General features: G+C 29.4%; 21 protein-coding genes and 3 pseudogenes. 9 read left to right on the top strand and 15 right to left on the bottom strand.

The window, feature by feature from the left end:
• Positions 1 to 12: 12 nt before the first annotated feature.
• The gene (locus L8W64_RS06570) at positions 13 to 1,509 is read right to left on the bottom strand and encodes an amino acid adenylation domain-containing protein (protein ID WP_263673243.1); all 1,497 of its coding nucleotides are present in this window, start codon (positions 1,507 to 1,509) and stop codon (positions 13 to 15) included.
• Between the two features lies 1 nt (position 1,510).
• Positions 1,511 to 2,294: pseudogene (locus L8W64_RS06565) on the bottom strand (AAC(3) family N-acetyltransferase).
• Positions 2,295 to 2,363: 69 nt separating this feature from the next.
• On the opposite strand from L8W64_RS06565, the gene L8W64_RS09000 reads away from it, so the two are divergent.
• The 3 genes and pseudogenes from L8W64_RS09000 to L8W64_RS06555 all read left to right on the top strand — a co-directional run bounded on the left by L8W64_RS09000 (position 2,364) and on the right by L8W64_RS06555 (position 4,857).
• Positions 2,364 to 3,026, top strand: coding sequence for a DUF2920 family protein (locus L8W64_RS09000; RefSeq protein ID WP_412175215.1), 663 nt, complete (start codon positions 2,364 to 2,366; stop codon positions 3,024 to 3,026).
• Entirely contained in the window at positions 2,980 to 3,585 is a 606-nt protein-coding gene (locus tag L8W64_RS08995) for a DUF2920 family protein (RefSeq protein ID WP_412175214.1), read from the top strand. The genes L8W64_RS09000 and L8W64_RS08995 overlap by 47 nt, the downstream gene beginning before the upstream one ends.
• A gap of 34 nt (positions 3,586 to 3,619) precedes the next feature.
• Positions 3,620 to 4,857: pseudogene (locus L8W64_RS06555) on the top strand (DUF2920 family protein).
• A 12-nt stretch (positions 4,858 to 4,869) separates the two neighbouring features.
• On the opposite strand, the gene L8W64_RS06550 reads toward L8W64_RS06555, so the two are convergent.
• Genes L8W64_RS06550 through dcd form a run of 10 tightly spaced genes read right to left on the bottom strand, consistent with a single transcriptional unit; the run spans position 4,870 to position 13,570 of the window.
• Positions 4,870 to 5,088, bottom strand: a complete 219-nt coding sequence (locus tag L8W64_RS06550) for an acyl carrier protein (protein ID WP_263664915.1) — start codon at positions 5,086 to 5,088, stop codon at positions 4,870 to 4,872.
• Positions 5,081 to 6,148, bottom strand: a complete 1,068-nt coding sequence (locus L8W64_RS06545; RefSeq protein WP_263673241.1) for a beta-ketoacyl-ACP synthase III — start codon at positions 6,146 to 6,148, stop codon at positions 5,081 to 5,083. The genes L8W64_RS06550 and L8W64_RS06545 overlap by 8 nt, the downstream gene beginning before the upstream one ends.
• The gene (locus tag L8W64_RS06540; protein ID WP_263673239.1) at positions 6,138 to 7,661 is read right to left on the bottom strand and encodes an HAD-IIIC family phosphatase; all 1,524 of its coding nucleotides are present in this window, start codon (positions 7,659 to 7,661) and stop codon (positions 6,138 to 6,140) included. The genes L8W64_RS06545 and L8W64_RS06540 overlap by 11 nt, the downstream gene beginning before the upstream one ends.
• Complete coding sequence (locus L8W64_RS06535) at positions 7,658 to 8,560, bottom strand: class I SAM-dependent methyltransferase (RefSeq protein WP_263673237.1); 903 nt, start codon at positions 8,558 to 8,560, stop codon at positions 7,658 to 7,660. Before L8W64_RS06535 ends, L8W64_RS06540 begins: the two co-directional genes overlap by 4 nt.
• A complete protein-coding gene (locus L8W64_RS06530; RefSeq protein ID WP_087699877.1) occupies positions 8,554 to 8,778 on the bottom strand; it encodes an acyl carrier protein in 225 nt (74 codons plus the stop codon). Before L8W64_RS06530 ends, L8W64_RS06535 begins: the two co-directional genes overlap by 7 nt.
• Positions 8,779 to 8,781: 3 nt before the next feature.
• Positions 8,782 to 9,564 (bottom strand): AAC(3) family N-acetyltransferase, encoded by a 783-nt coding sequence (locus tag L8W64_RS06525; protein WP_263673236.1) that lies wholly within the window; start codon positions 9,562 to 9,564, stop codon positions 8,782 to 8,784.
• Entirely contained in the window at positions 9,561 to 10,832 is a 1,272-nt protein-coding gene (locus L8W64_RS06520) for a DUF4910 domain-containing protein (protein WP_263673234.1), read from the bottom strand. The genes L8W64_RS06525 and L8W64_RS06520 overlap by 4 nt, the downstream gene beginning before the upstream one ends.
• Positions 10,825 to 11,955, bottom strand: a complete 1,131-nt coding sequence (pseC, locus tag L8W64_RS06515) for a UDP-4-amino-4,6-dideoxy-N-acetyl-beta-L-altrosamine transaminase (RefSeq protein ID WP_263673232.1) — start codon at positions 11,953 to 11,955, stop codon at positions 10,825 to 10,827. Before pseC ends, L8W64_RS06520 begins: the two co-directional genes overlap by 8 nt.
• Positions 11,952 to 12,959 (bottom strand): UDP-N-acetylglucosamine 4,6-dehydratase (inverting), encoded by a 1,008-nt coding sequence (gene pseB, locus L8W64_RS06510; protein WP_263673231.1) that lies wholly within the window; start codon positions 12,957 to 12,959, stop codon positions 11,952 to 11,954. Before pseB ends, pseC begins: the two co-directional genes overlap by 4 nt.
• Before the next feature lie 50 nt (positions 12,960 to 13,009).
• Positions 13,010 to 13,570: a dCTP deaminase gene (gene dcd / locus L8W64_RS06505; RefSeq protein ID WP_012661997.1), complete on the bottom strand. Its 561-nt coding sequence runs from the start codon at positions 13,568 to 13,570 to the stop codon at positions 13,010 to 13,012.
• Between the two features lie 131 nt (positions 13,571 to 13,701).
• On the opposite strand from dcd, the gene accB reads away from it, so the two are divergent.
• Positions 13,702 to 14,151, top strand: a complete 450-nt coding sequence (gene accB / locus L8W64_RS06500) for an acetyl-CoA carboxylase biotin carboxyl carrier protein (protein WP_039626958.1) — start codon at positions 13,702 to 13,704, stop codon at positions 14,149 to 14,151.
• Position 14,152: 1 nt separating this feature from the next.
• Positions 14,153 to 15,484, top strand: coding sequence for an acetyl-CoA carboxylase biotin carboxylase subunit (locus L8W64_RS06495; RefSeq protein ID WP_039619123.1), 1,332 nt, complete (start codon positions 14,153 to 14,155; stop codon positions 15,482 to 15,484).
• Positions 15,485 to 15,502: 18 nt separating this feature from the next.
• Here the strand turns inward: L8W64_RS06495 and L8W64_RS06490 are convergent, their stop codons facing one another.
• Complete coding sequence (locus L8W64_RS06490) at positions 15,503 to 16,330, bottom strand: peptidylprolyl isomerase (protein ID WP_263673230.1); 828 nt, start codon at positions 16,328 to 16,330, stop codon at positions 15,503 to 15,505.
• Positions 16,331 to 16,394: 64 nt separating this feature from the next.
• On the opposite strand from L8W64_RS06490, the gene gltX reads away from it, so the two are divergent.
• The 4 genes and pseudogenes from gltX to gdhA all read left to right on the top strand — a co-directional run bounded on the left by gltX (position 16,395) and on the right by gdhA (position 21,313).
• Positions 16,395 to 17,786: a glutamate--tRNA ligase gene (gene gltX / locus L8W64_RS06485; protein WP_263673228.1), complete on the top strand. Its 1,392-nt coding sequence runs from the start codon at positions 16,395 to 16,397 to the stop codon at positions 17,784 to 17,786.
• Positions 17,786 to 19,021: a malic enzyme-like NAD(P)-binding protein gene (locus L8W64_RS06480; protein ID WP_263673226.1), complete on the top strand. Its 1,236-nt coding sequence runs from the start codon at positions 17,786 to 17,788 to the stop codon at positions 19,019 to 19,021. The genes gltX and L8W64_RS06480 overlap by 1 nt, the downstream gene beginning before the upstream one ends.
• Positions 19,022 to 19,268: 247 nt before the next feature.
• Positions 19,269 to 19,934 (top strand): MqnA/MqnD/SBP family protein, encoded by a 666-nt coding sequence (locus L8W64_RS06475; RefSeq protein WP_133319772.1) that lies wholly within the window; start codon positions 19,269 to 19,271, stop codon positions 19,932 to 19,934.
• A gap of 12 nt (positions 19,935 to 19,946) precedes the next feature.
• Positions 19,947 to 21,313, top strand: a pseudogene (gdhA, locus tag L8W64_RS06470) (NADP-specific glutamate dehydrogenase).
• A 22-nt stretch (positions 21,314 to 21,335) separates the two neighbouring features.
• Here the strand turns inward: gdhA and L8W64_RS06465 are convergent.
• Both L8W64_RS06465 and L8W64_RS06460 read right to left on the bottom strand, forming a co-directional pair.
• The gene (locus tag L8W64_RS06465; protein WP_263669889.1) at positions 21,336 to 21,863 is read right to left on the bottom strand and encodes a hypothetical protein; all 528 of its coding nucleotides are present in this window, start codon (positions 21,861 to 21,863) and stop codon (positions 21,336 to 21,338) included.
• Positions 21,850 to 22,563: a thioredoxin fold domain-containing protein gene (locus L8W64_RS06460; RefSeq protein WP_220566922.1), complete on the bottom strand. Its 714-nt coding sequence runs from the start codon at positions 22,561 to 22,563 to the stop codon at positions 21,850 to 21,852. The genes L8W64_RS06465 and L8W64_RS06460 overlap by 14 nt, the downstream gene beginning before the upstream one ends.
• Positions 22,564 to 22,587 lie beyond the last annotated feature (24 nt).

The following is a 22,587-nucleotide window of genomic DNA, read 5'->3' as shown; positions in this document are numbered from 1 at the left end:
AAGAGTGGAGATTTAAGAGTTTTTACTCAAAACCTTCCTATCAATCTTCCCATTTGCATTTAAAGCAAATTGTTCTATTTTGACAAATTTTTTAGGTATCATGTAAACAGGGAGTTTGTCTTTTAAAAAGTTTTTAAAATCTAACTCTTCCTTACTTTCATAAAAGCAAATAATTTCTTCTTTAAAAATACAAGCGCAATTTCTTACATTCTCATGAGAATTGATAATACTTTCTATCTCTCCAAGTTCTATGCGATGACCCATATATTTGATTTGATGATCTATCCGTCCATAACATAAAAGTTCACCAAATTCATTATAAGCTACCACATCACCTGTTTTATAAAGCAAGTCTAGGTAATTATCATGCAAAGGATTTTGCATAAAAGCTTGCTTTGTTTTTTCTTTATCGTTGTAATAGCCTAAAGAAAGACAAGTTCCTCTTACATAAAGCTCGCCTTTAATTCCCACTTGACTTGGAGTAATTAAATTTAAATTTTCATCAAAGACTAAAAGTTGGGTATTTTTACAAGCTTTTCCTATAGGTAAAAGCTCATCATCGCTAAATTGTCTATCAACTATGTAAAAAGAACATACATCGGTAATTTCAGTAGGTCCATAAAGATTAGCAAATAAAGCACTAGGAAGGTATTTGCGCCAAATGTTGAGTTGTTTATTTGGCATGATTTCACCACAAAAAAGAATTTTATTTAAATGCCTTAGTGTAAAGGCTTCAAGAGCATTGGTATTAGCAAAATAAATCAGCACTGAAGGTACCCAAAAAATTGTTGTTATTTTTTCTTGTTCTAGATACTCCAAAATTTTATTTGGAAAAGCAAAAAGATGATTTGGCAGTATATGAAGCGTAGCTCCCATTTTAACAGAGCTAAATATATCTAATATGCTATTATCAAAGTAAAATGGTGCTTGATTAGCAAGTATATCCTCATGATCTAGTTTAAAAGTTTCACATACCCAAAAAGTATAATCAATCACACTTTTATGGCTTATGCTTACTCCTTTTGGAGTTCCTGTGCTTCCGCTTGTAAAAAAGACATAAAGTAAATTAGTATCTATGTGATCGTTTAAAGCTTTTTCTAAAGCATTTTCATTTATAACAAAGCTTTCAAAATCTTCTGTGAAAATGGTATCAAGATTAAAATCTAAATTTAATTTTTTAGAAGTAATTAAAAGCTTTGGTTTCAAAACTTCTATAACTTTTTCTACACGCTCTTTGGGACTTTTTTCATCTAAAAGTGTATAAAAATTTCCACTTTTTGCTACACCAAAAAAAGAAAGCAAACAATCAATTCCTTTAGGAAGTATGATTAATACAGGATCTTGTGTACTTTTAGTAGGAAGTTTAGAAAGAATTTTACTTGCTATTTTTTTACTTAAATCATCAAATTCTTTATAGCCTATACTTCTACCATTAAACTCAACAAAAGCATTTTTGCTTCCAAATTTAGCAACACTTTCTTGTAAAAAATCATTGATATGAGTTGTCATTTTATTCCTTTAGCAAACAATAAGGGTTATCCTTTAAAGCTTTTAATGTTTTTTCTAAATAGTTTTTCATGTTGATATTTATTATATGAGCATTGGAAAAATTTAAAATATTAAAATTATCATCATTTTTTAAAATAGCTACTTGTTTATCAACATCTAAATCTGAATTTTCATCCAATTTTCTAACATAGTATTTAATATTTTTTTGGAGTATTTTACCATCTTCATCAATAATTTTTCCACTAAAATTTTTAAAATATCTATATGGAACATGAGCTTTTTCTTCTATGAAATGACTAAAAGTGTACCCGGCTATTTTAGAGCCAAATAAAAGTAATTTTCCATTTTCTTTGGCTAAAATTTCATACACACAATTTTCTCCAAAACAACTTGTAGTGTCCTTTAAAAACAATTCTTCTTTAGCTCCTTTAATGGCAAATGAAAATATAGGATCATTGGTGCGTTTTACCCCCCCCCCATTTGCGAAAATATTCTGTTAAAACACCAACAGTGCTTTTTGAATTCAAATTATCATAAACTTCATTTTTGCAAAAACTATAAGTAAATGTAGGCATGATTAAAGTACCTTCTTTACCTATAACTTCAAAAAAACAATCTAATATAGTTTGTAAAAATTCATTTCTAGGAAGTAAAGGAATACCAAATTTCATCAATTCACTATGTACACACAAAATATCACCTTTTTTAATACCAAGTTTTTTAAAAGCTTCTATTAAGTCTATATTGGAATATTTTTTATCATTGCATTTAAATATATATTTCATACTTTTTTCTTTGAATGTATTTTAATTAGTTATAATAGCATATAAATTATAATATCAAGAAAGAAAAATATGCTCATAAATCAAACTTATTTTATAGACTCTTGTGATGATGTAGAATTAAATATAAAAAGAGAAAGTAAATTAGAATATAGAATCACTTATGATGATAGTAAGCAAATGAAAGCTATTGTTTTTATCATAGGTGGATATGGAGCAAATGCAAATATACATTTTCTAGAAAGTTATAGAAATTTTATAGCTAAAAAATTTGATGTAGTAGCTGTAAATGTATTTTATCATTGTTTTTGCCAAAGAGTTTCTGATGTGGATAAATATAGCGCTGAAATGACTTTTTTATTAGACGATATAAGAACATTTGAAAAGGCTTTCAGGGATTTTGAAATAGAATTTGAAGTGCTAGATAATACAAAAAATATAGAAAAATATTATCAAATTCTTGATCAAAAAATGAGTATATTAAAAGAACAAGGAATTTTAAATCAAGACTATAAGGTTGAGTTATCTGTGACTTTTATCCCACCTAACAATGAGTATAATAATTTTGCCATTATGCCTGCTATCGATCATATCAATGCCTTAAAAGATATAATGAAAAATTATCCTCAATTTAAATCTTTACCTAAAATTTACGGGGGGGGGGTCATACGGTGGCTTAGTGGCACTAATGTGTGCAAAAATAGCTCCTTGGTATGTAGATGGAGTGATAGATAATTCAGGTGCTGCATTGCCTCCGTTAAGATATATCATAGGAAGGGATTTAAATAAAGGTGATGCTATTTTAAACGAAGATGAGTTAAATAGTAAAGTTCATTGTTATGTGGAAACTTATTGGACACGCAAAAACCCAAACTCACCTTATTATTTTGCTGATGAAAATTATTTAATAAGAGCTTTACTTAATAAAGATCATTTGATCTTACAAGCTCAAAAGAATAAAAATATTATTTATACAAGTTATCATAGCGCTAAAGATGATTTAACTCCAGCTGATCATAAAATTTCTATGATAGAAATTTTAAAAGCCTTAAATTATGAAGTAGATTTTCATCTAATAGATGAAAAAGATATAGATGGTAAATTTATTAAAAATTTAACTCATGGGTGTGGAATTCCTGATAAGGCATTATTTAATAAAGAATTACCTATTATGCTTGAAAAATTAAAAGATAAAACATTTAGTATGAAAAAAGATAGTATATCTTATCCTTGTAAAAATAAAGTTTTTACCTTTAAAGATGAAAATGATAAATTTGTTTTAGAGATTGTTTGATAAAATATATCTAAAACTAGCAAAGGCTTTTTAAATGTTAAAAAATGAAACTTATTTCATAGACTCTTGTGATGATGTAGAATTAAATATAAAAAGAGAAAGTAAATTAGAATTTAAATTAACTTATGATGATAGTAAAGAAATAGAGGCCATTGTTTGCGTTATAAACGGTATTGGCAGTGATATAAAAAGCATTTATTATATAAGTGATTATTGTGCTAGAAATTACAATGTAGCAGTTTTGAGTGTAAATTATCATGGTATAGGTAATCGTCCTCAAACTGGAGCACAATGGTATTTAGATGATATTGATAAACTTATTTTTGATGCAAGCTTAAAAGCTATTGACATAGAAATTCCTTATGATATATCAAAACTTAATACTTTTGAAGAATTTCATCCTGCTATGGATTATCTTAATAAAGAAATTCAAAAAAAGAAAGATAGTTGGGAATTTGACAAAGATTATTATTTGGATTTAAGTGTGAGCTTACAGCCTACCAAAAATGAATATCAAAATTTTGGTATCATGCAAGCAACAGATATACTAAATGCTCTTTTATATATTAGAAAAAATTCTCCTTTTAAAGCTATGGGGGGGGTATAAAGCATATTTTAATCGGATCGTCTCATGGAGGTTATTTAGCAAATTTATGTGCAAAAATAGCTCCTTGGCTTGTTGATGTTGTAATGGATAATTCTTCCCATGTTAGTCTTACTAATTTATGGAGAGTTATAGGTTTTGGTAAAGAAGTTGATTATACTGAGTATTTTTGCTTTGGAACCTTTCACTATTTTAATAATATTAAACTTTGTGCTTCTGAAAAAACACTATGGACTACAAACAAACAATCCCCTTATTATTTTTCACCTGCTAGAAAACTCATTAGAGAAACACTAAATAAAGATCATCTAAATATACAAGCAAAATATCCAAATCCAAAATATATTGCTTATCATTCTAAATTTGATGAATATGTTCCTTTAGAAGAAAAAGAAGAATATGTTAATATTTTAAAAGAACATGGACTTGATGTTGAATTTATAAAAGTTATAGATGAAAAACAAATAGATGGCAAATTTATTAAAGACTTAACTCATGGTATGGGTATACCTATGAAATTACTTATTAAAAAACACTTACCGCAAATTTTACAAGAACCTTTAAAAGATAAAACTTGTAAAAAAGAAATCTCATATAAGTGTGATGATTTAATATATACTTTTAAAGAGGAAAATGAGCAGATTGTTTTAAGTGTGAAAAGAGTTTAAACAAATATTTGTTTAAACACCAGCTAAAGCTAAAAGATCGCTTACTTTTTCACATTTTTTAAGATCATCACCGCTAATTTGTTTACCAAGTGAGTTTTTAAATAATACCATGATAGATACAAAAGCTAAGCTATCCCATTCATCAATATCATCTAAAATCATATTTTCTTTTAGTGTTTCATCCATATGCATAGCTTCGCTAATAGCTTCTAATAATTCTTCTTTAGTCATTTTTTTCTCCTTTATAAATTGAAATTGTATCAGTTTTAAAGTTTTTATCAAAATTTATATAAGCACTCCCCCAGGCATATCCAGCACCAAAAGCACTTAAAATGGCACTAAAATCATTTTTTTGCATTTCACAAAGTAAAGCAGGTAAAGAGCAAGCACTTAAATTAGCGTATTTTGACATCAAAAAATTTGGTGTTTTAGAGCTATCAATACCCAAGTCATTTATAATAGAATCAACTAAAAATTGATTGGATTGATGTAATAAAAAATAATCCACTTCATCTTTACTTTTTTCACAAAAATCAAGCATTTCTTTTATACTTTGGCTCTCAAGATTAAATGCTTGGTTAAAAATTTCAGCCCCATCCATGTAAAGATTATCTAAGCTCCTATGCTTATTGGTTTGAAATATTTCTTTATTGGAGCTTTTACTCTCATTAAGTTTAGCAAAAGCTCTATTGGGTATGATGAGTTTGTCAAAACCTTCTCCATTAGAATAAAGCTTAAAAAACGATTTTTCATTTGCACTGCTTATAAGTGTTGCACTTACTCCATCGCCAAAGATTGGAGCTAAATTTACATTCAAAGGATTTATGGTTTTGCTTAAAGTATCACCACAAATTAATAAAATATTTTTTGCATTTTGATTTTCTAAAAAAGAAAAAGCTATAAATAAGCCGTATAAATACCCCGAACACGCTTGATTTACATCAAAAGCTATGGTTTGAGGTTTTAAATTTAATCGTTTGTGAAGATAGTTTGCGCATGATGGCATAAAAAAATCAGGAGTTTGTGTAACAAAAATCACTATATCAAGCTTATTTTTATCAAAATCGAGCATTTTAAATAAATTTATACTTGCTTCATAGGCTAAATCTGTTGTGCTAATATTTTCATCAGCGATAAATCTTTCTTGTATGCCTGAAATTTTTTTCATTCTTTTTAGCATTTTGACATCATTTTGAAAAACATCTTCTAAGCAATCATCTATGTTTATACATTTATTAGGCACGCAAACGCTTATACCTGCTATTTTGGCTTTATTAAAACTAGCTTTCAATTATAAGTCCTTCGTAATTTATCATTTCTTTTTGGATTAGAGCAAAATTTTCTTTTATATTTGCATTTAAACTATATAAAAATTCTAAAAATGGCATATTTCTTTCGCCCTTTTGAAAGTATAAAATACATTCTTTTGTATTAAAATGCACATGTAATAACTCTATAGCCTTATATAGCATAATTTTTTCAAGCTTTCTTCCTAAAGCTCTGCAACTTATGCAAAGATCTTTTATGATTAAATTTGTTTCATCTTTATAAGCTAAAAAAATTGCTATAATGCCACTATCACTTAATTTATCACTCATGCTTATAGTCAAAATAGCATATTTTTGCATAAATTCTTCACACTCTTTTAAGCTTAATCTTGAGTAATTTGATATAAATTGATTAGTTTTATTAAGTAGTTGTGAAATTCTTTCAAGTTCATCCGTGTGGTTGATATGAAATTTCAAACAAATCTGTAATTTTTCAAAATACTCTTTAGGGCTAAGCTTGACAAGCTCTTGTCTTTGTAAATTTGCTTTAATATCAGCACTTCTTAACTCATCTTCTTTGCTAAAGCTTGTTTTTAAAAGTCTAGGATAGAGCTTTAAACTATAAGCACTATTTTCATCAGCTAGCAAGGTGTTAATATGAAGGTGTGATACATTTTCAATTTCGGCTATATTATCATCAATAAATAGCACACTATCAAAAGCTATATTAAAAAAATTTACAATTTCTTTAATATTTTCGTCTTTACTTTTCCAATTAGCCCTGATCATACTAAAATCATCAAGTTGTAATAAAAAGTCTTTTCTTTGTGAAAAAAGTTTTTTTACATCTTCTTCTTCATTTTTTGAAGCAATGGCGAGTAAAAAACCTTGATTTTTTAAATTTAAAAGCTCACTTTGCAAGGCTTTATGATTGCTAGATAAAGTAAGATTTTCAATACCATCTTCGCCTAAAATTCCTTGGTATAAGGTATTATCAAGATCTATGATGATTGCTTTTAAAGTTGGTTGTAAAAGGCTAGGTAGGATTTTTAGTCCTAGAATTTGGGCTAATTTTACACAAGCTTTATTACTAAGTCTGCTTGCATTTATTTCAAAATTACTATCATCTGTGATGAGATTTTCATCTAAAAAGGGCTTTAGTATTTTGCAAATACTATATTCTTTTAAGCTTGTATTACCAAGTAAAAGTGTGATGATAGGAGCGTTGCTAATGCTTGATAGCTCTTGTATTTTTTCTTTGATAAAATCATCTACATTTTTTTTATAATTGTTTAAATCTATAAATATGATGTTTAAATCTGCTTTTTGAAAATTATCATAACTTAAACTATCATCATAAGAGCTTATGTTAAATTCAGCCTTTAATTTACTAAAGGCTAAAAATGCATTTAGTATGCTTGAAATCACTTCAAAAGAGTGATTTCTAAAAACATTAATAGTAATTTTTTTATGATGATTTTCCTTGCTAAGTTTTATGAGATCATTTCTTTTTAAATTTGGTGAAAAAAGATTCATTCTTTGACCAAAACTACTGCCATTACAATAGCATTTTTTGTTTTTAGTGCTTTTTCTAAAGAATAATTATTCGCCATAAAATATTCACATTCTTTGATTTTCAATCCTGCTTTATTAAGTAATTCTTTAACTTCATCAGGATGAGAAAATAAATAAATATGATCAATTGCAGGAGCGTTGATAGGTATAGTCGCAAAGATTTCTCCATTATCATTTAATAAGGCTTTTACATCTTTCATAAATTGTAAAGGTTGTTCAACATGTTCTAAAACCTCTCCCATTACTACCAAATCAGCTTTGTTGTTAAACTCACATTTGGTAAAATCTTTACATATAAATTCGCATTTAGTATTTATTTCGCCAAACTGATTTTCTACCATATCCTTGCTCATTTGACAACTTATAGGAGATATATCGATGCCAAAATATTCTTTAAATTTTTGACTTCTTAGGGCTTTAACAAAAAATTCACCATGTCCTGGTCCTATTTCAAGATAGGTATTTTCTTGATTTTGTTTTTCATCTATATACTTAGCAAAATATCTTCTAACCTCAATATGAGCATTCCATATAAAAGAAGATATAGCAAGACCTACCATGTATTGCTTCATATAGTTTTCATTAAAATACACCATATTTTCTACTTCTGCTAAGGTGCTATATCTATATTTTCCAAATTCTATAAAATATCTAGTTTCTTCTAAAGTATCATTTAATACAACTATATAGCTTTGAGCTTGTTCTTCTAAAGTAATATTTAGTGTATCTTTGTAATAAACAATAAGCTTTTCTAAATCTTCATATTCTTCTTTAGAGAGTTGTAATCCATCTAAACATTTTTTGTGTAGTGGATTTTTTTCTTCTATTAGTTTAAATAATTCTTTTGTATTTTCTAGCATAATTTCTCCTTAATAGCTTGCAAAAGTTCATTTTGTGATTTTAGCTGACTTAATTCATCTTTGCTAAATTTGATTTCAAATTCTTCTTCTAAGCTCATGATTATATCAATATGATTTAAAGAAGTCCAATTTTTGCAATTTTGCATGCTTAAATTTGAATTTTCATCAACTTTTACTTCTAGTATATTTTCTAAAATTTCATAAAATTTATTTTCCATTTTTTAACTATCCTTTAGAATAAGTACATTTTTATTTATGTTTAAGGCTCTTATTATGGCATTTTCATATTCTTGAGCAATAAAAATACTTATGTTATCATTGGCAAATTTTATCATATCGCTTTTAAAAGATGATAAAGCTATTTTAATAATATTTTTAATATTAGGAAGAGAGTGTTTGTTTAAATCTCTAACAAAATATAAGATTTCTTTTTTTTGTTTTTCTCCATTTTCATCAAGAATAAAACCCTGGAATTTTTTAAAATATCTATAATCTACTTGATATTTTTCTTCAATATGGTGGGTTATGGTGTGTCCAATACCCCCAAAAGTAAGAAATTTTCCATTTTCTTTTATTAAAACATCATACACACAATTTTCGCCAAAACAACTTGTAGTGTCTTTTAAAAACAATTCTTCTTTGGCTCCTTTTATAGCAAAGGAAAATATAGGATCATTAGTGCGTTTTACTCCTGCTTGTTTGCGAAAATATTCATTTAAAGCACCCATTTTTGTAGGAGAATTTAATTTATCATAAACTTCATTTTTGCAAAAACTATAAGTAAATGTAGGCATGATTAAAGTACCTTCTTTACCTATAACTTCAAAAAAACAATTTAATATAGTTTGTAAAAATTCATTTCTAGGAAGCAAGGGTGTGCCAAAATTAAAAAGTTCAGTATGCACACACAAAATATCGCCTTTTTTGATACTAAGTTTTTTAAAAGCTTCTATTAAATCTACATTAGAGTATTTTTTATCATTGTATTCTAAGAAATATTTCATTTTATTAGTTTATGAAATTTTAATTTTTCTATTAAATCTTTTAATTCATAAGCTTGCATGTTTAGTTTTGAGGCTATATCTAAAACATCGTTTTTATCATCACAAAATGCTAAGAAACTAAGTATATTTTCAACTCTTCCTTCTCTTTTACAATGGTCTATATATAAGTCTCTTTTGCCTAAATTTGGTTCACAAAATACGGTATTTTGATAAATTTCATTAACCTCTAAATTCATAATGATTTCTTGCATGGCTTTTAAGCCACCTTGTAAGCCTTCTTCACTGATGAAATTTAAATCATCTTTGCTAGTGTGGTATTCTTTATAATCACCAAATCTAGTTCTACATACACAAACTACGGGTAAATTTACTAAAGGAGCACAGTATTGTCTCTCATCGCTTCCTCTATCTAAAAAGCTAAATTCTTTAAAATTATTTTTTTCTTTTAAGGTATGCAAAGCTACTTTATCTGCTAGGGTATTTTCACTTGGAGTGTGAATGAGTGAGTAAGCATTATCATCACCTATGCAAGAGAGTATAAAACCTGCTTTAGTGTGTTTTTGTAAATGTTTTAAATGTTTACTAAGATAAACTATACTCCCTATGGTTTCAGGAATAAAAACAAAACGATAATTATATTTTCTCTCTTTAAGTTCTAAAAGCCATTTAGCTAAAAATGCAGCTACTACAGGGCCGCTTAGCTCGTTATTTGCCATAGATGGATGACAAAGGTAAGTGGAAATTAAAATTTCATCTTTTGTTTCTTGCGTGCTAGGTATGAGTAAATCAGCATAGTTTAAAACCCCATTTTCATGGTGTTTTGCATCGATGAAAACTTTATATTTTCCTTCTTTTAGTTTAACTCTATCTTCATGTTTTATACAAAAACCCCAACGCCTTTTATAATAGCTTGTCACATAAGGTATAGCATCAGGCATACCCTCTATAGAGTAAAGGTGTTCTTGTAAGCTTGCTAGATCAAGCTCTGTGTCTATGCCTGTGCTATAGTTTAATACATGAAGATTATTTTGCTTAAAATCACAAATTTTTTCTCCATTTGGAGTGATGATATAAGCATCGTTTATCTCCCATTCAGCAGGCACTTCCCAATCAAACACTTTACTCCCGCTTGCTATAGAGTGAATTTTTAATATACCCCCCCCCATAGCTTCATCAAGTATTTTTAAGCTTTGTCCAAAGCCTTTCCCGGTAATACTTCTGCATATAGGAAAAAGCTCACAAGCTAGCTCATATATACTTTTACTCACAACAAGCCTTTTTAGTTTCTTCTAAAATCTTAAATAAACTATCTTTAATAAATTGTGCTTCTTTTAAACTCATTTCTTGATGAGCAGGTATGCTAAGTTCAGCTTTATAAAAATTATCCGCATTTTCTAAGAATAAATTTCCGTATAAGTTTTTATAATAACTAAACTCATAAGTAGGCTTATAATGCACTTGTACACCTATGCCCAAATTTAATAATTTTTCAAAAATAATCTCTTTTTGGCAATAAAACTCAGGAAAAAGCAAAATAGGATATAAATGTCTTGAGCTTTTTTTATAATCTTTGATTTTTATAGTGCTAAAATAAGGATTTTTTTCAAATTCTTTATCGTAAAAATTTGTGATGATTTCTCTTTTTTCTAGCATATTATCAAGTTTTTTTAGTTGATTTATACCTAAAGCACAAGCTACATCACTTAAACGATAATTATAGCCTAGTTCAATCATATCACTATCCCAAAGTCTTTTTTTGACTATGCCATGACTTCTTAAAAGCTTGATTTTTGAGATTAATTCCTCATCATTGCTAACAACCGCACCACCCTCAAAGGTTGTGATAGGTTTAACTGGATGAAAAGAAAATATGCTCAAATTCCCCATAGAACCTACTTTTTGATCTTTATAAATAGCACCTAGGGCATGACTTGCATCATCAATTAGTGGGATGTTGTGTTGTTTAGCTAAGGCTAAAATTTCATCCATTTCTACACTATTTCCCGCAAAATCAACCACGCAAATTGCTCCTATATTAGAGCTATCTTGGCTTAATCTTAAAGCAAGTTTTTTCTCATCAATATTTCCATCGCTTTTTACATCTATAAATTCAACCCTAGCACCTGCCATTAAAGCTGCATTTGCAGTTGCAGCAAAGGTAATGGGGGTTGTTAAGACAATTTTATCTTTTATATTTAAAGATAAATATGCAAGGTGTAAAGCAGAAGTAGCCGAATTTAGCACGCAAGCATATTTTACACCCACATATTCACAAAGGGCTTGTTCAAATTCTTCAACCTTTTTTCCACCGGTTAAAAAATCATCTTTTAAAGCCTCACAAACTACTTGTATGTCTTGTTCGTCAATATTTTGATGAGAATAAGTTATCATTTTTCAAGCTCTGTATGATTTATTATATTTAAAAGCTCTTCTTGGCTAATCCATGATGGATTGTTATCAGAGCTATAAGAAAAGCCATTAGAAACTTTTTTACCCTTTTGTCCTTTTGCATTTATACTAAAATCAACATTAGTGTTATTAAATTGAATGCTTGGACTAATGGCATAATAATTTTCAAATTCATAAGTTAAATGACTATCATCACTTGAAATCATAATTTCATGTAGTTTTTCACCTGCTCTTATACCTATGATTTTATGAGCTAAATTAGGAGCCATAGTCTTAGCTAAATCAACGATTTTCATAGAAGGAATTTTTGGCACGAAAATTTCCCCTCCATGCATATAGGCAAAATTATTCAGCACGAAATTAACCCCATCTTCTAAGGATATCCAAAATCTTGTCATTCTCTCATCTGTGATAGGAAGTTCTTTAGCGCCTTCATTGATGAGTTTTTTAAAAAATGGTATGACAGATCCTCTTGAACCTACTACATTACCATATCTTGTAACGCTAAATTTAGTATGAGAATTTCCTGCTATGTTGTTTGCTGCTACAAAAAGCTTATCACTTGCAAGCTTTGTAGCTCCGTATAAATTAATAGGATTACAAGCTTTATCGGTTGAAAGAGCGATACATTTTTCTACATTATTTTCCAAACACGCATCGATTACATTTTGTGCTCCATGGATATTAGTTTTTATACATTCCATTGGATTATATTCTGCAATTGGTACATGTTTTATAGCAGCTGCATGAATGACAAAATCAACATCCTTCATTGCTATGCTCAGTCTTTCTTTATCTCTTACATCACCTATAAAATAACGCATACAATTATCATTAAATTTTCTTGCCATTTCAAATTGCTTGAGTTCATCGCGTGAATAAATGATGATTTTTTTGGGTTTGTATTTTTGAAGTAAAGTTTTAGTATAAGTTTTTCCAAAACTTCCTGTGCCACCGGTGATTAAAATGCTTTTTCCATTAAACATATATATTTTCCTATTACTTGACTAAGTTTTTATATCGGTTGAAAATAAAATTATTTTAAAATTCTTGGTAAAGTTATACCTGTTTGAGCTTGGTATTTACCCTTTTTATCAGCATATGTTACATCACAAGGCTCATCTCCTTGTAAAAATAAAACTTGAGCTATACCCTCATTAGCATAAATTTTAGCAGGAAGGGGAGTGGTGTTTGAAATTTCTATAGTGATATGTCCTTCAAAACCTGGCTCAAAAGGGGTTACATTTACTATAATGCCACATCTTGCGTAAGTGCTTTTGCCAAGACAAATAGCCAAAACATCATTTGGCATTTTAAAATATTCAACTGTTCTTGCAAGCGCGAAAGAATTTGCAGGTACTATACATACATCGCCTACAAAATCTACTACATTTTCTTCTACAAAATTTTTAGGATCTACAACGGTGGAATTTACATTAGTGAAAATCTTAAATTCTCTTCCAACTCTTATATCATATCCATAGCTTGAAAGCCCATAACTAACTATACCTTTACCTATATTTGCTTCACAAAATGGCTCTATCATATTGTGCTCTAATGCCATTTTTTTGATCCAATTATCTGCTTTTAAGCCCATTTTTGTCCTTTATAATTAAAGTGAATTTTTAAATTATATCTTAAAATAAAAGTAAAAAATAAATAATTGAAGTTATTTTTAGTATTTTTATATATAATTATAAATTAAGTCTTATAAATTAAGGAGAATATATGACAAAAGAAGAAATCAAAGAACTAATGCAACTTTTTGCAGAAGCAAATATAAGCAAGATTAAAATAAAAGAACAAGATGGATTTGAAATAGAACTTGAAAGAGATATGTGTTGTGAATTACCAGCTCCAGCTCCTGTTGCTCCAGCTCCACAGCCAATTAATGTAAATGTAGTTAATGAAACCAAAGCAAGCTCAAACTCTTCTAATAAACCGACTATCAATAGCCCTATGGTAGGTACTTTTTATCAAGCTCCAAGCCCAGGTGCAGCACCTTTTGCTAAAGCAGGACAAACTATTAAAAAAGGAAGTACTATAGCAATTATTGAAGCGATGAAAATTATGAATGAAATCGAAGCTGAATATGATTGTAGGATAGTAGAAGTATTAGTTGCAGATGGTCAGCCTGTAGAATTTGGTATGCCTTTATTTGTGGTGGAGAAATTATAAAATGGAAATTAAAAAAGTTTTAATAGCAAATCGTGGAGAAATTGCATTAAGAGCTTTAAGAACTGTAAAAGAAATGGGAAAAAAAGCAATTTGTGTGTATTCTACTGCAGATAAAGATGCTTTGTATTTAAAATATGCTGATGCGAGTATTTGCATAGGAAATGCTAGAAGTTCAGAAAGCTATTTAAATATCCCAGCTATTATTAGTGCAGCTGAAATTAGCGAAGCGGATGCGATTTTTCCAGGATATGGATTTTTAAGTGAAAATCAAAATTTTGTTGAAATTTGTGCAAAACATAATATCAAATTCATAGGCCCTTCAGTAGCTGCTATGGCACTAATGAGTGATAAAAGTAAAGCAAAACAAGTAATGCAAAGAGCAGGTGTGCCTGTAATCCCAGGAAGCGATGGGGCTTTAGGTGGGGTTGAAGCAGCAAAAAAACTTGCTAAAGAAATAGGTTATCCTGTGATTTTAAAGGCAGCAGCAGGTGGTGGCGGCCGTGGTATGCGTGTAGTTGAAGATGAAAAAGATTTAGAAAAAGCTTACTGGTCAGCAGAAAGTGAAGCGATGAGTGCTTTTGGTGATGGAACTATGTATATGGAAAAATACATCCAAAACCCACGCCATATAGAAGTGCAAATCATAGGAGATAGCTTTGGAAATGTGATACATTTGGGTGAGAGAGATTGCTCTATGCAAAGACGCCATCAAAAACTTATAGAAGAATCTCCTGCAATTTTACTAGATGAAAAAACAAGAGCAAGACTTCATGAAACAGCAGTTAAAGCTGCTAAGGCTATTGATTATGAGGGTGCGGGAACTTTTGAGTTTTTAGTGGATAAAAATTTAGATTTTTATTTTATCGAGATGAATACGCGTTTGCAGGTTGAGCATTGTGTGAGTGAGATGGTAAGCGGGGTAGATATTATTGAACTTATGATTAAAGTAGCAGAAGGGTATCCTCTACCAAAACAAGAAGAAATTAAACTTAAAGGTCATTCTATAGAATGTAGAATTACTGCTGAAGATTCTAAAACTTTCTTACCTTGCCCAGGTAAAATCACAAAATATGTAGCTCCTGCAGGACGCAATGTAAGAATGGAAAGCCATTGTTATCAAGATTATAGTGTGCCTCCATATTATGATTCTATGATTGGAAAATTAGTCGTTTGGGGAGAAGATAGAAACACAGCTATAGCTAAAATGAAAATAGCCTTGCAAGAGCTTATCGTAGGTGGGATAAAAACAACCAAAGATTTTCATTTAGCAATGATGGATAATGCAGATTTTATCAATAATAATTATGATACAAATTATCTTTCAAGACATTAATTGAAGATAGGTTTTAACCTATCTTAATTCTTCTATATGAGCATTTGCTCTTATTTTATCAAGATGATTTTTTAAGGCTTGTTCTTTTTGAGTTAGGGTATAGACATTGCTAACTTGATCTTTGATTAAATCAAATTCGATAGGATTTTTACCATATTTTTCTTTTATAAAATACACTATATAAGCGTTTTCGCCATTTAACACTGGAGTAAATTCTCCTATTTTTGTATTATTTAACAAAGCAAGTAATCTTGGATCTAAACTAGCTGCGTTTAAACTAATGGCTTTTGATTTAATTTGAGAATTTTTATACATAGGATTTTGTGCAAGCTGTTGTAAAAGTTCAGGATTGGTAGAATTATAAACAACTAAGTCTATATTTGAAAAAGTGCTAAATTTATCAAGATTGCTTTCATAAAAATGTTTTAGTGTTTCATCATCAATATTGATTTTTGCATTTTGCATTATGCTTCTATAAAGTTTTTCTCTTTCAAGATCTTTTCTAACTTTGTTTTTAAAAACTTCAAAACTTAAACCATCTTTTTCTATCTTTGCTTGCAAACCATTAATGTCAGTTTTATTGCCTTTTGCTATTTGGCCTAATTTTTCATTAAGTTCAAAAGTGCTTACATAAATTCCTAGCTTTTTAGCTTCACTTTGTTGAACTTTATCATCTACTAAAAATGCTATAGCTTTTTGTTTGTCATTAGTTTTTAATTCTTTCATAGTTTGTTCTATATCATAAAGAGTAATAGGTTGATTTTCTACTACCATTGCTACACCACTAAGGGTTTGAGCATATAAAATATTTGCAGCGAAACAACAAGATATTAAAAATTTTTTCATATAAAACCTTTATTTAAGTGTAAATATAGCATTATAACAATAAAAATTTAAAAAAGGTAAAAATATGCAAGAAGTCACAACGCGTTTTGCTCCTTCTCCAACAGGATATTTGCACATAGGAGGGCTTAGAACAGCTTTATATAATTATCTTTATGCAAGAAAAAATAAGGGTAAATTTTTATTGCGTATTGAAGATACGGATTTAAAAAGAAATTCACAAGAAGCTACGCAAGCTATTATAGAAGCATTTAAATGGTGCGGACTTGATTATGATGGGATGATTGAGTATCAATCCCAAAGATTTGATATTTATAAAAAATACATTCAAAAATTATTAGATGAGGGCAAGGCTTATTATTGTTATATGAGCAAAGAAGAGCTTGATGAGTTAAGAGCTAAGCAAGAAGCAGCTAAAGAGCGTCCAAAATATGATGGTAGATATAGAGATTTTAAAGGAACTCCCCCAAGTGGTATTGAGCCTGTGGTGCGTATAAAAGCACCACAAAGTGGAGAGATTAAATTTATAGATGGCATTAAGGGCGAGGTTAGTTTTAAGGCTGAAGATATTTTAGATGATTTTGTGATTGCAAGAAGCGATGGTAGCCCAATTTATAATTTAACCGTTGTAATTGATGATGCACTAATGGGTGTGAGTGATGTTATAAGAGGAGATGATCATTTATCAAATACTCCAAAACAAATTGTCCTTTATGAAGCACTAGGCTTTAAAATACCTAAATTTTATCATGTAGCTATGATACATGGTGAAGATGGCAAGAAACTTTCTAAGCGTCATGGAGCAACTGATGTGATGGAATATAAAAATATGGGGATTTTACCTCAAGCCCTGCTTAATTTCTTAGTGCGTCTTGGTTGGAGTCATGGCGATGATGAAATTTTTTCTTTAGAAAGTATGCAAGAGCTTTTTGATCCAAATCATATTAACAAAAGTGCTTCTTGCTATAATTTTAAAAAATTAGAATGGCTTAATGCTCATTATATTAAAACTTTACCTTTTGAAGAAATCAATAGGCAATTAAAAGATTTAGGATTTGATTTAAGTCAGTATGAAAAAGCAGGCTTTTTGCTAGATATGTTAAGAGAGAGAGCTAAAACCTTACATGATATTATTAGTGGGGCTAAAGTGTTACTAAATAACCCAAAAGAATATGATCAAAAGGCTGTAGATAAATTTCTCAATGTTACAAATTTAACTTATTTGGAAAAATACGCTATGGTTTTAAATGAGCAAAAAAATGCTTGTGAATTTGAAGAATTAACTAATCAATTCTTAGAAGAAAATAATCTTAAGTTAAAAGATCTAGCTCAAGCTATACGCATCGCACTCACAGGAAACTCGGTTAGTCCTAGTATATTTGAAGTATTGGAATTTTTAGGAGTGCAAAAGGCTAAACTTAGGATAAAAAATTTACTAAATTATATGAAGGAAAAATAATGAATTTAAAAGAAGAGGCTTTAGAATATCACTTAGGTGGTAAAGTAGATATTGTTGTTAGAAAGCCTATGGATAGTGCGCATGATTTATCTTTGGCGTATTCTCCTGGGGTTGCTGAACCTTGTATTGAGATAGCAAAAGATGAAACTTTAGCTTATAAATACACTAATAAAGCTAATTTAGTTGCTATAGTAAGCGATGGTAGTGCGGTTTTGGGACTTGGCAATATAGGAGCGAGTGCAAGCAAACCAGTTATGGAAGGAAAAGCTTGTTTGTTTAAAAAATTTGCTAATGTTAATGCTTATGATTTAGAAATTAATGCTCATAGTATAGATGAAATTGTTACTTTTTGTAAAGCTATAGCGCCTACTTTTGGAGGGATTAATTTAGAAGATATTTCAGCACCAAAATGTTTTGAAATAGAAGCTGCTTTGCAAGATCTTGGAATTCCTGTAATGCATGATGACCAACATGGAACCGCGATCATTTCTACAGCAGGATTAATGAATGCTATGGAAATTAGTGGTAAAAAATTTGAAGATATTAAAGTAGTGGTAAGTGGTGCAGGTGCAGCAGGTATTGCAAGTGCTAGAATGTATAGAAATTTAGGGGTTAAAAATATCGTTTTAGTAGATAGTAAAGGTGTAATTAATACTCAAAGAGATGATTTAAATAAATATAAACTAGAATTTGTAAGCGATACCAAAGATAGCACTTTAAGAGAAGCTTTAAAAGGTGCTGATGTATTTTTGGGTTTGAGTGCACCTAAGATTTTAGATGATGAGATGATTTTAAGTATGGCAAAAGATCCCGTGATTTTTGCATTAGCTAATCCTGTACCTGAAGTAATGCCAGAAGATGTTAAAAGAGTTAGAAACGATGCTATAGTTGGAACAGGTAGAAGTGATTATCCAAATCAAATTAATAATGTTTTAGGTTTTCCTTTTATCTTTAGAGGAGCTTTAGATGTAAAGGCAACTAAAATTACTGAAAATATGAAAATAGCAGCCGCAAAAGCTTTGGCTGATTTAGCTAAGCTTGAAGTAACTGATGAGGTAAAACAAGCTTATGGAGTAGAAGAGCTTAGTTTTGGTAGAGATTATGTGATACCAAAACCATTTGATAGCAGAGTAAAAGCTGTAGTTAGTGCTGCGGTAGCAAAAGCTGCGGTTGAAGATGGAGTAGCTTTGATAAATAATTTTGATTATCAGAGATATTTTGATAGTTTAAAATAATTTTTTATAAATTAAGTTTTATTTAAAATAATTTTTTATTATAAAACTTAATTTTATCTATTTTTTATTGTTTATATGAGTTATAAAAACATATTTTTTAAAAATCATTTAAAAAATATGTTTTAAATGTTACTTTTTTTCTTTTTAAATTATATAAATTTGATATTACTAGTGTTTTTAATAAAATTAATTTATATTTAAGATATTTTTTAATAGGATATTTTTACTTAATCATAGAAAGGTCGAGATGATTTTTGGTAAGATAGATTATCTTAATTTACTCCCTTTACATATCTATCTTAAAAAATCAGCTTTTCCTAGCTATGTTAAGCAAACTACAGAATACAAAAAAGGGGTTCCTAGTAAGCTAAATCGCCATTTGTATTTTAGACGCATTGATGCAGCGATTATCTCAAGTGTTGAAAGTCGTAGAAAAAAATACAAAACCTTAAATGTGGGGATTTGCGCAAGCAAAAAGGTAAAAAGCGTTTTAGTGAAAAAACAATCTGAAAGCAAAGAAGATGCAAGCTCTGCAACTTCTAATGCTCTTGCAAAAGTTTTAAAGCAAAAAGGGGAGGTTATCATCGGTGATAAGGCTTTAAAACTTTATTTGCAAAATCCAAAAGATTATATTGATTTATGCGAATTATGGTATGAAAAGACAAAACTACCTTTTGTTTTTGCTCGATTTTCTTGTATTAAAAATTTTTCTATTTATAAAAAAATGATGAAAAATTTCACAAAAAGTAAAATTTTCATTCCGCAATATATTTTGCTAGATTATTCTAAGTCAAGAAATCTTTCTCAAAAAGAAATTAGTGCATATTTAAAGCTAATTTACTACAAAATAGGAACAAAGGAGCAAAAGGCGCTAAAAAAATTTTTAGCCAATGCAAACAGCAAGATACTATAAAAAGGACAATTTATGAGTATAGCTAAACAATATATCAATGAAACCTTAGAAAAAATTCAAGCAATTTCCCCAAGACAACCTATCTTTTTTCAAGCAACAACTGAGGTGTTAAATTCTTTAGAACCTTTACTTGAATCTAACAAAACTTATCAAGATCATGCTATATTAGAGCGTATTGTTATGCCTGAAAAAACGACTATATTTAGAGTTGTATATATCAATGATGCGGGTAAAGCTCAAACGCATTTTGGTTATAGAGTGCAGTTTAATTCTAGTTTAGGACCTTATAAAGGTGGGATCAGATTTCATCCTAGTGTAGATTTAGATGTTTTGAATTTTTTAGGTTTTGAACAAATTTTCAAAAACTCTCTAACAGGTTTAATGATAGGGGGAGCTAAAGGAGGAGCAAATTTTGACCCTAAAGGTAAAAGCGAAGCAGAAATTATGCGTTTTTGTCAAGCTTTTATGGCCGAGCTTTCAAAAATCATAGGTGCAAGCACTGATGTGCCAGCAGGCGATATAGGGGTTGGTGCTAGAGAAATTGGATATATGTTTGGAGCTTATAAGAAAATTAGCTCTAATTTTGATGGAACTTTAACGGGAAAGAAAATTCCATGGGGTGGAAGTTTAGTAAGAACAGAAGCAACAGGGTATGGCTGTGTGTATTTTACTCAAGAAATGCTAGCAAAGTATAACAATGCATTAGAAGGAAAAGAGTGTGCAGTTTCAGGTAGCGGAAATGTGGCAATTTATACCATAGAAAAATTACATCAACTTGGTGCAAAAGCAATCACAATAAGCGATAGCGATGGATTTGTTTATGATAAAGATGGGGTAGATTTGGATTTATTAAAAGAAATTAAGGAAGTAAAAAGAGCTAGAGTGAGTGATTATGCAATGCTTAAAAAGGTGCTATTTTTACTCCAAAAAGTGCGTATAAACAAGGTTGTAATGGAGTATGGAGTATACCTTGTGATATAGCTTTTCCAAGTGCTACGCAAAATGAATTAAATTTAGAAGATATTAAAACCTTATATCACAATGGTTGTCGTATGGTAGCAGAGGGAGCTAATATGCCAAGCACACTTGAAGCGATCGATTTTATGTTAAATCAAAAAGACTTTTTATTTGCGCCAGCTAAGGCTGCTAATGCAGGTGGTGTAGCGACTTCTCAACTTGAAATGCAACAAAATGCAAGTATGTGTCAATGGAGCTTTGAGGAAGTTGATGCAAAATTACATAAGATTATGAAAAATATTTTTGAAAATTCATACGAGTATGCAAAAGCTTATAATCATGAAGGAAATTTAGTAGTAGGTTCAAACATAGCAGGCTTTAAAAAAGTAGCTGATGCGATGATTGATCATGGTTATATTTAAAAAGATGGCTTAAATGCCATCTTTAGTGTATATAAAAAAAGCTTGTTATTTGATTAGCGATTTTTTCTTCTAAAGACTCTTTGGCTCTGTCTATATTGCCAAGATAAGCAGTTCTTGCTAAAAGCGAGGTGCTTTGAGTAGAGTTTTTGGAGCTAATTTGTAAATTAACTTGCAAAAGATAGTAATTTTCTACTTCCATTTCAAAAACATCATCTATTTTATCAAAGTCATTATAAAAAAATCTCGCATTAGAAGCGCGTAATCTTTGTGCGTAAGAAAATTTCTTAAAATCTACTATATTGATATAAATTTTATAATCACTTTGAACATTATTTAAAACTAAGCCTAAATTTTGTAATTTTTGAGCGAGCTTGGCTTCTAAATTTGTGTTTAATTTTGAAGGATTATTGATGTGTAAAGAAAAACTTTGATTTTTACTAGCATGCAGGAAAATACCCTCATTATTTGTTTGGATAAAAGTTTGCATAGGGCCTGTGCAAGCACTTAAAAATAGTGCAAACACAAGCAAGAAAAAATTATTTTTGAGCATCGATTATAGTTGGCACAGCACGAAGACCAAGTTTAGAGTATTTTGCGAAAGTTTCTCTTACTGCTTTAACCTCAGCTTCACTAGGTTTTTTATAATCTTTTAAATTTTTATCATAATATTTTTTCATGATAGCGATTTTTTGCGCATCATCTTTAGCATTTTTACTTTCTTTGTAAATTAATGCAGATTTTTCAAAAGCACTAGTATCATGGATAGGGGTTAAGATAAATTTAACCTGATGAGTTTTTAGTGTTTCTTCTATTTTATCTAAATGCATTCTACAATATGGACATTCAGGATCGCTAAAAACATAAAGTAAAGGTTTGTTTTTATCGCCTAAAGAAATAAACATTTTTTCTTTTTTAAGTTCAACTAGAGCTTTTTTTGAAAATTCAGCTTGTTGTTTTTCCATGAGTTTTGCTTGATAAACTTGAGAGTAAAATTCACCTTTTTTTACATCAATTACTTCAGTTGTGATGATATTATCTTGAGTGAAAACGATTTCTTGGAAATTTTTACCACTAATTTCAAAATTAACTATCACAGCTTCAAAGTTAGTATCAGGAATTTTTTCTCTACTAGAAACACTAATGTTTGCATTTGATAAATTTGGATTTTTCTTAAAAAAATTAATAATTTCTTCATTGCTTGCAGCAAATAAAGAGCTAGCAAGAGTTAAAAGAGCTAAAGATTTTTTCATCATTTTCCTTTGTTTTAAAATTTT

It is taken from the genome of Campylobacter sp. IFREMER_LSEM_CL1097 (assembly GCF_025772225.1).
Lineage (GTDB): Bacteria > Campylobacterota > Campylobacteria > Campylobacterales > Campylobacteraceae > Campylobacter_D > Campylobacter_D lari_D.
The sequence above is the reverse complement of the archived record's forward strand: the minus strand, read 5'-3'. Positions and strand labels throughout refer to the sequence as shown.